The sequence below is a fragment of the Microcoleus sp. Pol1C5 genome, from assembly GCF_036701115.1.
In the GTDB taxonomy this organism is placed as follows: Bacteria; Cyanobacteriota; Cyanobacteriia; order Cyanobacteriales; family Microcoleaceae; genus Microcoleus.
The window spans coordinates 1-12,409 of the sequence record NZ_JAUBQE010000064.1 but is presented as its reverse complement, the minus strand read 5'-3'; the positions used below and the strand labels follow the sequence as shown (position 1 = coordinate 12,409).

General features: G+C 46.2%; 3 protein-coding genes. 1 reads left to right on the top strand and 2 read right to left on the bottom strand.

What is annotated here, in order from left to right:
- The first annotated feature begins 49 nt into the window (after positions 1 to 49).
- A complete protein-coding gene (locus QUA23_RS26870) occupies positions 50 to 6,064 on the top strand; it encodes a response regulator (RefSeq protein ID WP_333075802.1) in 6,015 nt (2,004 codons plus the stop codon).
- A 320-nt stretch (positions 6,065 to 6,384) separates the two neighbouring features.
- Here QUA23_RS26870 and QUA23_RS26865 read toward each other — a convergent pair whose 3' ends face one another.
- A complete protein-coding gene (locus QUA23_RS26865; protein WP_333075803.1) occupies positions 6,385 to 10,242 on the bottom strand; it encodes a GAF domain-containing protein in 3,858 nt (1,285 codons plus the stop codon).
- 547 nt (positions 10,243 to 10,789) lie between these two features.
- On the bottom strand, positions 10,790 to 12,169 hold the full coding sequence (gene psbC, locus QUA23_RS26860) for a photosystem II reaction center protein CP43 (RefSeq protein WP_333048188.1): 1,380 nt from the start codon (positions 12,167 to 12,169) through the stop codon (positions 10,790 to 10,792).
- Positions 12,170 to 12,409: the final 240 nt, after the last annotated feature.

Here is a 12,409-nt window from a genome sequence, read left to right as displayed (position 1 = left end):
TATATTCAGCAAGTACAGATTCTAGAAGTTTATGGGAGGGGCTAGCTCAGTGCGTGATCAAAGATGGTTTGGTGCGATCGCCCTTCTCACGGGTGCGGGTTTTCTGGGCAACTATTTCAATTTGTCTCTCTTTTTTGGGGTTGATTTCCTCTTTGGCAGTATTGCAATACTGATTATTACTTACTACTTCGGCTGGGGCTGGGGAGGCTTGGCCAGTCTCATAGCAGGCAGCTATACTTATGTCCTTTGGAATCATCCATACGCCACAATTATTGTTGTAATTGAGGCTCTATTTGTAGGGTTTCTTTGCAAGCGCCAACATCCGAACCTCCTTTTATTTGATGGGATTTACTGGTTTTTAATTGGAATGCCTCTCGTTTGGCTTTTCTACGGTCAAATGCTGGACATGGAGGCCGCTCAAGTCCTGCTAGTTATGTGCAAACAAGCAGTTAACGGCATTTTTAATGCCTTAGTTGCCAGCTTAATCATTTCTTATGCGCCGATTCATCGATGGGTTAGGCATTCAAAGCATCTCCATGTCCTCTCTTTACAACAAACTATTTTTCATCTGTTGGTTGCTTTTGTTTTTCTTCCAGCACTGCTGCTATTAGTTTTTGATGGTAGATACTGGGTCGCTCAAATTCAGACGACTGTGCGAACTGAGTTACAAATAAACGGGACTAATCTCAGTAGTGCTGTATCTAGATGGCATGAGCGACATCTATTAGCTTTGAATACATTAGCTGAAAAATCGCTCGTTCCAGAAGGCGCAAGTGCTGCAAATCAAGCGATTCAATCATCCGAAAAACTACAAGAAAATATTAGCCTGATCGAAGAGTTGTTTCCAGATTTTGACAAAATTTATATTGCCGATGCCTCGGGAAAAGTTTTAGCTGCATCTTCTCCTTTCAATCAAACCCCTCGGCGGTTGATAGAACAAATTACTGAACATAAATCTTTAATTACTCTGGCTCAAGAGCCGTTGAAACCTTGGATTACTCCTATCCACAAAGATATATTAATCGACGAACCTCATGTCGGATTGAATGTGCCACTGCAAGTAGAAGGTAATTTTACTGGGCTGATCCATGGTTCATTAGTAGTGAGCCAGATCAAATATCTATACTTTTTTCCGAAAAACAATCAGCAACTACGCATTACATTGCTCGATCAAAACAACCAAGTTATTGCGAGTAATCAATCCGACGAAAAGCTGTTGACCAGTGTTCAAGAGTCAAAGCACGGCAGCACTCGCACCTTAGAGGGAACCTTGCAGCAGTGGGTTCCTAGCAAGGGCAACTATCCGATGATCCGTTGGAAAAACTCTCTATATATACAGGAATTTACGATTACCCCAGACCTGGAATGGAAATTACGCTTAGAAATTCCAGCAGCTCCCTATGTAGAAAATTTACAAAATCGCTACAAGATAGATCTGATTATTCTTCTCGTCATCACAATGTTGGCATTTTTGTTTGCAAGGGTGGTGAGCAAACGACTGGTCAAGCCGTTATCATATTTAGCTCGTGCGACCACTGACTTACCCAACAAGCTTTCAGAAGAAACATTTGAATGGAAACATAGCTCTGTTACGGAAATCAATGAGCTTGCTAGCAATTTTCAATTGATGGCGATCGCACTCAATCAAAAATTTAGCGAAATTAAACACGTCAACGCTACATTAGAACAGCGGGTTCAAGAACGAACGCAAAGATTATCCAAAATCAATCGATCTCTGAAAGCTGAAATTAAGAGACGTAAACAAGCCGAAGCTGAACTAAGAACAAGAGAGGCGGCAATACGAGCTTTATATGAAGTCACTGCTACCCAAAATCTCAATTTTGAGCAGCGCATCCAAGCGTTGATTGACATGGGATGTCAGACCTTTCGGCTTGAATGTGGCATCTTAGCTCGTGTGCAAGATAATCGTTATGAGGTGATGGCTGTGCGATCGCCCGATGGAGTCCTAAAGCCAGGTGATGCCTTTGATATTAAGCAAACTTTGTGCTGCGAAGTTTTAGACACCGATGAACCCCTAACCATCCAACATATAGGCACCTCAAAATGGCGTTACCATTCTGCCTATTTTGCCCTTGGCATCGAAGCTTATATGGGAACACGAGTTTTAGTTGCAGGCAAAGTTTACAATACCCTCAGCTTTTTTAGTCCATCTCCCCGTGCAGACAGCTTTAAATCTGCCCATGTGGAATTGCTGAAGCTGATGGCTCAATGGATTGGTAGTGAAATTGAACGGCATCAGTCAGAAGTCGCTCTGCAAGCCAGTGAAGAGCGGTGGGAACTCGCCTTACGTGGTAGTAATGATGGGGTATGGGATTGGAACGTCAACACCAATGAAGTATTCTTCTCGGCTCGCTGGAAAGAGATGTTGGGCTACGAAGACCATGAAATCCCTAATCACCTACATGAATGGAGCAAGCGGGTGCATCCCGATGATATCGGTTGGGTGATGCAACTAATTCAAGATCACTTTGAGGGCAAAACTCCTTTTTATATTACAGAACATCGAGTGCTTTGCAAGGATGGGAGCTACAAATGGATTTTGGCTCGAGGGCAAGCGCTTTCGGATGAAGCGGGCAGAGTTGTCCGTATGACTGGTTCTCACAGCGATATTACCAACCGCAAACAGTTAGAGCAGGAAATTCAAGCCAGAGAGCAATTATTGAATGCTTTCTTTAAAGGATCTTCCCTAGCAGGGGTGGGGCTGTGTATATACGATCGGCAGTTTCGATTTTTACAAATCAATGAGGCACTAGCTGAAATTAACGATCACTCTGTGGAGGCTCATTTAGGTAAGACAACCGATGAGATTTTGGGGGAATTTGCTCCTGGTGTAAATGCACTGTTACAACAGGTTTTAACGACAGGAAAACCTTCCATCAGCTTGGAAATGTGCTCAGAAGTAACCAGTCAAACTGGTGCCAAACGCTACTGGCTAACTTCTCATTTCCCCATTTTCAAAGATGCTGAGCAGCCTGTAGCAGTGGGTTGCATTCTGATTGAAATTAGCGATCGCAAACGCGCCGAAGCGGAACTGCAACAAATGAGTGCAGCGCTACAAAATGCCGTGGCAGGCATTTCTAGGCTCGACCCTCAAGGAGGCTATATCTTCGTTAACGAAACTTATGCAGCCATCTGCGGATATCAGCCAAAGGAAATGCTAGGAATGGAATGGCCAAGAACCGTTCATCCTGAAGATCTTGAGAAGATGGCGGCTGTTTATCAGCAGATGTTGAGAGAAGGCAGAGTCGAAGTCGAAGCCAAGGGGATGCGAAAAAATGGCACGATGTTCTATAAACAACTGGTGATGGTCTCTGCTTATGACGAGCAAAATGTGTTTGTGGGGCACCACTGCTTCATGAAGGATATTAGCGATCGCAAGCAAGCAGAAGAAGCACTACAGCGACAATTGGAAAAAGCCTTACTGCTGAAGCAAATTACCCAAGAAATTCGTCAAAGCCTCAATGCTCAGCAGATCTTTGAAACGGCTGCTGTTCAGATTGGGCAAGCTTTTGGGGTCAGTCGCTGCTTAATTCGCACATACGAGGACAATCCACAGCCTCAGTTTCCTGTCGTTGCAGAGTATCTAGCACCCGGATCAGCCTCCAGCGAGGAGCAGGACATTCTGGCCGCGAGTCCTGCTTATACAAAACAGTTGATGGCTCAAGATGAAGCCATCGCATCTCCGGATGTCTACTGCGATTTATTGCTCACCTGTACTCATTCAATTTGTACCAGTCTCAAATTAAGATCGATGTTAGCAGTGCGAACTTCTTACCAAGGAGAAGCGAATGGTGCCATTTGTTTGCACCAGTGCGATCGCTACCGTCGTTGGACTCCCGATCAAGTGGAGTTGCTAGAATCCGTCGCGACTCAAGTAGGAATTGCTCTCGCTCAAGCCAAATTACTAGAGCAAGAAACTCGACAACGAGAAGAATTAACTCTGAAAAACTTTGCCCTGGAGCAAACTAGACGGGAAGCAGAAGCTGCGAACCGAGCCAAAAGTGAGTTTCTGGCGATGATGAGCCATGAAATTCGCACTCCCATGAATGCGGTTATTGGGATGACGGGACTGCTGCTAGATACAGAACTCAAAGCTCAACAGCGAGATTTTATCGAGACAATTCGCAATAGTGGGGATACCCTCCTGAGCATCATCAACGACATCCTTGACTTCTCCAAAATTGAGTCGGGCAAACTGGAACTAGAAAAGCATCCCTTGAGCTTGAGAGATTGCATAGAAGGTGCGATCGACCAACTTGCAGTTAAAGCAGATGAGAAGGGGATTGAGTTAGGCTACCTGATCCAGCCTCAGACTCCTAAGTTGATTTTGGGTGATGTCACCCGTCTGCGTCAGATTCTAGTTAACTTGCTCAATAATGCGATTAAGTTTACTGAAACAGGGGAAGTTACCATTTCCGTGGAAGCCTCTATAGTTGATTCTGACAAAACGATTTCTGAGCCAGGGAACTTGCCCGAAAGCTTGTATGAAATTCAGTTTGCCATTCAAGACACAGGCATTGGCATTCCAGCAGGACGGCTCGATCGACTATTCAAATCTTTTAGTCAAGTAGATGCTTCGACGACTCGGCAGTATGGAGGGACAGGTTTAGGTCTGGCGATTAGTAAGCGACTTAGTGAAATGATGAACGGCATGATGTGGGTTCAGACCCGAGGTCACGTCGGAGGAACCCCTTCCCCAAAATGGCAAGTCGCTGAGCCTCATCGAATCACAATGGGTTCTACCTTCTACTTCACGATTGTCGCACCCGCTGTTGCTAGTGAGTTAGCGGAACCGATTGAAATGCTACCAGAACTATCTAGCAAGCGTTTATTAATCGTAGATGACCAGCCCACTAACCGACAAATTCTGACGCTGCAAGCCCAGACTTGGGGGATGGAGATTCGCGCTGCCCAATCGGCTGTGGAAGCGCTCAACTGGCTTCAGAGTGGAGAAACATTTGATGTCGCTATTTTAGATATGCAAATGCCAAAGATGGACGGCTTGACACTCGCCTCAGAAATCCATCAGCTTCCTAAGTGCCACCGTTTACCACTGGTGATGCTGACTTCAATGGGCAAACCAGAAGGGAGTTCTTCAGCACTCTCGACCCACTTTGCGGCTTGTTTAAGCAAACCCATCAAACAATCCCAGCTTTATGAAGTGCTGACTCAGGCACTACAAGCTCAACCGACAAAAGTTCAACAGCGACCCCCTAGCTCTGTTGAGGATGATATTAAATTGGGTCAGAGACTCCCCCTGCGAATTCTGTTAGCAGAGGATCATCTGGTGAATCAGAAGGTGGCACTGCTGCTGTTAGAGCGTTTGGGATACCGAGCCGATGTTGCTGCCAATGGATTAGAAGTCTTGGAAGCGCTGCATCGCCAGCCTTATGATGTAGTGCTGATGGATGTACAAATGCCAGAGATGGATGGGCTAGAAGCCACCCGCCGTATAGGTGAGGAGTGGCCGGCTCATGCTCGTCCCCGAATTATTGCCATGACGGCGAATGCCATGCAGGGCGATCGCGAGCTTTGTCGGGATGCCGGCATGAATGACTATATCAGTAAACCAATTCGAGTAGAGGCTCTCATCCAAGCGCTGAGTCAGTGTCCACCCAACCCGCAACCGCAGCAGGCCCAAAAAGATGAATCAGATAGCAACAAGCCAGAAATTGATATGCCAGCCGTTAACCTTGCAGAACTGCAAGCCTTCTGTAGCAGCATCGATGAAGATTCAACCCAGATTGTGAGCTTGCTGGCGAACTGCTACTTGGAGGAATCTCTCAAGTTGCTACAAGCTATGAAATTAGCGATCGCCCAAGGGGATACTCCAACCCTAAAGCGAGTGGCTCATACCCTCAAAGGCAGTAGTGCGAATCTAAGCGCGGCTCCTCTGGCCCAGCTTTGTGGCAGGTTGGAAGCCATGAGTACCTCTGGTGAACTCGATCGAGCCTCAACCCTATTGGCTCAAATCGAGGGTGAGTACGATCGTGTCAAGAATACTCTCCAACAAGAACTACAAAAGAGCGAAAGTAATCTATGAAAGTCCATTAAATGGCCTCTTTTGACATCAGGACTGAGGCAACTGTCAGACGTGATGCCGCAAGGCGGCTATGCGATCGCATAGCCACGATCCAGCCTGATTCCAAATCTTCTGTTAGCATCAGAATTATTCATATATCCCTTATTTTCATCTGCGTATATCAGCGTCAATTCCTTGTCATCTGCTGTTCATAAATTCTCTTTTTTTAACCGCAGATGAGGGCAGATTAACACAGATTAACGCAGATTAATTATATCTATTCTCGTTGCAGACTCTGTGATTGTTGGCTGTTGACTGTTGGCAGGATTTTACAATAATGACTAATGAGTAATGACTGCTGGCTGCTGTCGAAGTGGAATCTCGATCACAAACTCAGTACCCTTCCCCAGTTCCGAATTGCATTTTAAAACGCCGCCGTGTTTGTCTACCACAATTTGGTAACTAATTGACAGTCCCAATCCTGTACCTTTCCCCACCGACTTAGTGGTAAAAAAAGGGTCAAATATGCGTTTTCTCATAGATTCCGCAATTCCCGGACCGTTGTCAGAAATCCGAATCACCGCGCTAGAAACAGTATCATTAAGTTGACCGACAGCAGTAGAGATTTTAATTTGCGGAACTACAGATTGACCAGCGAGCAACTTGTGCGATTCTAAAGCATCGATTGCATTGCCAATTACATTCATAAATACCTGATTTAACTGTCCAGCATAACACTCAACTACAGGCAAAATGCCGTATTCTTTCAGTAGCACAATGTTTGCACTGTCCGTATTAGATTTCAGCCTGTGCTGTAAAATTAACAGTGTGCTGTCAATGCCTTCGTGAATATCAACCGCCTTCGTTTGACTTTCGTCAAGACGAGAAAAATTCCTTAACGAGAGAACTATTTGACGGATGCGATCGGCTCCCACCTTCATTGACAATAGCAATTTGGGCAAATCTTTTAGCAGAAAATCCAAGTCAATATCTTCACTCAATTTGTCTATTTCAGCACTAGAATCGGGATATTGCTGCTGGTAAAGTTTCAGCAAACTCAGTAAGCTAGCAGTATATTCACTAGCGTGATTGAGATTACCGTAAATAAAATTAACCGGATTGTTAATTTCGTGAGCAATACCGGCTACCAGTTGCCCCAAACCAGACATTTTTTCAGTTTGAATCAATTGAGCTTGAGTGTGCTGCAAATCCTTTAAACTTTGAGCGATTTGTTCTGCTTGGCGTCTGGTTTGAGCCAGCAAATCAGCTTGTTGAATAGCTACACCTAACTGATTGGCAATCTGAGCTAAAAAGCTAACTTCTGAACTTTCCCAACAGCGGGGTCCAGAATGTTGATACGCTGTCAGCAAACCCCAAAGTTCTTGTCCTACAAAAATCGGCGCGATCGCATAAGCCTTCACCTGAAATTCCTCTAAAATACCGACAACACATTCCGAGTGACAAACTTGATAGATATCGTCAACAGCTAGAGTTTCATTATTGACATATCTACCGCCTCGGTTTTCCTGCAAATAAGTATCTTGCCAAACCGTACTGATACCTTCCCCTACTAATTTTATCCAGCCATCTTTCACAAACTCGGCAACATAATGGCCGCTCCAATCAGGATAAAATTGATAGACCGCAATTCTATCAACTTGCATAAACTGACAAACTTCTTGGGTTGCAGTCTTAAAAATTGCGTTGATATCGAGAGATTCTCGAATCTTGGCTACCACTTCAAACAGTATCCGCTGTTGCTCGGCTGCCCACTGCAAATCGATAGTTTGCTGCCGCGTTTTAGCAAGCAAATCTGCTTGTTCTAATGCTACGCTCAACTGAGCTCCTACTTGGGTAGCAAACTGAATTTCCGAACTGTTCCAATTACGGGAAATGCCGCACTGGTGCACGCACAGCAAACCCCAAAGTTCGCTGCCATTCATCAGTGGTATAATCACTTGAGCTGTTATTTGAAATTGAGCTAAAAGAGCAGCGTGGCAGTCGGAGAGTCCCGCACTTTCGATATCAGGCAGCACTTGAATGCGTCCCTGGCTGTATTTATTTGCATACTTCTCTCCAAAAAAAATATCACGAACTTTCACATCCATTGCTGAAGGAAAATCTGGCAAAACATCTTCGGTAATAAATTCGCCTTCATTAAGCTTTGAACTTATATCGAAACGATAAATTCCAACTCTATCTGCATTTAAAATACGCCGCAATTCTGTAGTTGTTGTGCTAAAAATTGTATCTAAATCGAGAGATTGTCGAATCTTAGCAACTACCTCAAACAGTATTCGCTCCTGCTCTGCTACCCGCTGCAACTCAACTGCTTGCTGCTGAGTTTGAGCGAGCAAATCTGCTTGTTCTAAAGCGATGCTTAGCTGAGCAGAAATTTGGGTAGCAAACTTAATTTCGGAAGATTCCCAGTTGCGGGGAGCCGAACATTGGTGTACGTACAGCAAGCCCCAAAGGTCTTTGCCTTTCATCACCGGTGCAACTAAACTAGCTTTGACCTGAAATTGCTCTAATAGTTGCTCATAGCAATCTTGCAGTCCGGCTTGTCTAATGTCGGACATTGTGTGAACTCGTCCCTGAGAGTAGAGATTGGCATACTTTTCTCCAAAGCAGCGATCGTGCACTTTGACTGCTATTGCTGACACAAAAGCTGGCAAAACATCTTCGGAAACGAATTCACCATCGTTAAATTCTGATGCGGAATCGAAGTGGTAAACTGCCACTCTATCGGCATTTAGAGCCCGCCGCACTTCTTGGCACATCGTGCTAAAAATCTTGTTCAAGTCCAGGGATTGCCGCATTTTTGCGACCACTTCAAACAGCACTCGCTGCTGTTGGGTCAACTGCTGTAGTTGAGCGGTGCGCTTTTGAACTTGATTTTCTAAATTTGTGTTAAGTTCTTCTATTTGTTGATCGAGTTGGTAGTGGTTAATAGAATTAGAAAAGTGGGTACCCAAAATTTGAACCAATTCAATTTCTTCTATTTTCCATTCGCGAATTTGGGCAGTTTTTGACTCTTTCCACGCTTCAAAAGATATCCGAGATTGGGCGAGCCGCCCGTCGCTATCAAACTGTCGAGCCCAGAGAGTTTCGGTGTCAAATTCTTCTCGAAAAATGCTCAAGTAACCGAATATTTGCTGGCGGGTTTTGAGCGGTACGATTAAAATACTGCGAATTTTGGTCGATCGAAATGCAGGTTGCAGGCTTCTCAAACTGCTAATTTGGTACAAGTCGGGAATTACCCAAACCTGTTGCTCGCCGGATTTAAAATATTCGTGCCAGACGCTGTATTGCTCAACCTGCGGGTATTTTGCGGAAATTCCCATCTTCGGCCCTGAGCCACAAGTGTAGACTGTGAATTCTCGATTCGAGTTATCCGAATAGGGAACTAGATTCGTAACCTTGCTGCTTTCGGAAATGAATGGCGTGGCGAAAATACACAGCCTGCCGCCGGCGGCGTCTAGTGCTGCTACCGATTCTACCAAAGCTGTTTGGAGTTCAATCGCCGGCTGGGAGTGAAGGGCTGTGGCGACACGGTTGACGGCAGCTTCCCGTTGAGCTTTCGCCCTCGCTCGGGCGAGGAGAGTTGATTGGGCTATGGCGACGCCGAGCTGATCTGCCACCATCTGAACGCCTTGGAGTTCGTTTTCTGTCACACTCCGGGACTCGGAGTGGTGAGATACCAACAACCCCCAGAATTCTTCGCCGTGAAAAATTGGTACTACCAAGCAAGCCTTGACCCCTAGTGCAGTCAAGTATTCAGCATGGCAGGGGTCAACCGCACGAAAGTGCATTTCGTCGGGCAGCAGTTCGCCCGAAACCGCCTCGCGGCGCGGACTTTGGCCTAGCTGCCCGGAATCTATATCGACGATCGATCGCACCTGTACTTGCGCGAACAGTTCGCGGGCGTGAGGGGGAATATCGTCTGCTGGAAAATGGAGGCCCAATAGGGAGGGCAAGCGGTTGCCGTTAATTGATTCGGCAATCACTTCACCGCTACCGTCGCTATGAAATTTGTAGATTTTTACTCTGTCTGTTCCCAAAAAGGATTGAACTTCCGCTGCTGTTGCGCTCAGAATTTCGGGTAGTTCTAGAGAGCGGCGAATGCGGTTGGCGATGCGTTCGAGCAAATTTGCTCGATCGAACCTCACCTTGACATTTTCTATCTTTAATGAGTCCATTATTAATCTTTTGCTTTCTTAGCAATAACAGTAAGCGGCCCACAAGTTTTGTGCCTGTTAAAAAATTCGGCAAGCACAGCCATTTAATAAAATATAAATATCGTGATGGCGATCGTCGATTAGTTTTGCACCTGTAGCAATCTGCCTTAAAATTGCAACTTTCCATTGTGTAGGATTAAAACTTTTGTACTTTAAATATAAACTTTGTAGAGCCTGCCTTGCAAGCTCTTTACCCCAACGGATTAAACTTGTCAAGTTTCAAGACTTGCAGAGTCATTCACCGCAACCGATGGTCGCACCGAAATATCTCAGTCCTGAATGCAAAAGCTCGCTGAGGAAGGAGCTGACGGAAAGAAACAGCATAATTCAACAGGTTAACTCAGAAACCGGGTTTCTACCTCTAGGATTGTATCTGCTGCTAGGGGATCGGAGAACAGTCGATCGACAATCCGCAGCTTTTTCCAGATATTGGAGCAAAAAAAAGCTCCTGCCGTTAAGCAGGAGCCTTTTTCAACTAGACAGTCAAATCAGAAATAAGTTCGATCTATTAGTCTAAGTCTGGCATAGAAAGTACCGCTTCATTTTCGCGATCGATACCCTTCTCAAAGCCAGCGACAGCCGCGCGAGCGCGACCAGCGTGCCACAAGTGGCCGACCAAGAAGAAGAAACCCATCACAAAGTGGAAACAGGACAGCCAAGAACGAGGAGAAGTGAAGTTAAACGAGTTAACTTCAGTCGCCACACCGCCCACAGAGTTCAAAGAACCCAAAGGAGCGTGAGTCATGTATTCAGCCGCGCGGCGAGCTTGCCAAGGCTGAATATCATTCTTGATTTTGTTCAAGTCCAAACCGTTAGTACCGCGCAAGGGTTCCAACCAAGGGCCTTGGAAATCCCAGAAACGCATCGTTTCACCGCCGAAAATGATTTCGCCAGTAGGAGAGCGCATCAGGTATTTACCCAGACCGGTGGGGCCTTGTGCAGAACCGACGTTAGCACCCAAGCGTTGGTCGCGGATCAGGAAGGTCAAAGCTTGCGCTTGAGAAGCTTCCGGACCCGTCGGGCCGTAGAATTCGCTGGGGTAAGCAGTGTTGTTGAACCAGACAAAGCAGCAAGCGATGAAGCCCATCAGGGACAAAGCGCCCAAGCTGTAAGACAGGTAAGCTTCGCCAGACCAGATTAAGGCGCGGCGAGCCCAGCCGAAAGGCTTGGTCAAAATGTGCCAAACACCGCCAGCGATACAAATCAGACCGAGCCAGATGTGACCGCCGATAATGTCTTCCATGTTGTTGACGCTGACAATCCAGCCTTCGCCACCAAAAGGAGAGCGTACCAAGTAGCCAAAAATCACAGCCGGATTCAGAGTGGGGTTCGTGATAATACGCACGTCACCGCCGCCCGGAGCCCAAGTGTCATAGACACCGCCGAAGAACATGGCCTTAGCTACCAGCAGCAGAGCACCGCATCCCAACAGAATCAGGTGGTAGCCGATGATATTGGTCATCTGGTTCTTATCTTTCCAGTCGTAGCCGAAGAACGAAGAGTATTCTTCGAGAACTTCTGGGCCGCGAACGGCGTGATAAATGCCGCCCAAACCGAGAACAGCAGATGAAATCAAGTGAAGAACGCCGACTACGAAGAACGGGAAGATATCCGTAACTTCACCGCCGGGGCCGACGCCCCAACCCAAAGTAGCGATGTGGGGCATCAAGATTAAGCCCTGTTCGTACATGGGCTTTTCTGGGATAAAGTGAGCGACTTCAAACAAAGTCATTGCACCGGCCCAGAAAACGATCAAGCCAGAGTGAGCGACGTGGGCGCCCAGCAGTTTGCCGGAGAGATTGATCAAACGAGCGTTGCCAGACCACCAAGCGAACCCGGAGGATTCTTGGTCGCGACCGCTTGCGTAGGAATTAGAGAGCGTTACCACCCGGTAGAACCTCCAACGATTTTAGATTTGGGATTTTGGGTTTTTTTGTTCCCTAGTAGGGCACGGGAGAACCGCGCCTGCGCCGGGGAATAGGGATTTGGATTTCAGATTAGTTTAAAAAAATTAAATTAATCTGAAATCCAAATCCTGATTTGTTTAAAGTGCGTTACCGCGAGGCAGAACTTCTTCAGGGAAGATGAAGTTTTCGTGGGGTTGGTCCGTAGGAGCCATCCAAGCACG

Coding starts and splice junctions, on each gene's coding strand:
- QUA23_RS26865 (WP_333075803.1), bottom strand. CDS start 10,242: ATGGACTCATTAAAGATAGAAAATGTCAAGGTGAGGTTCGATCGAGCA.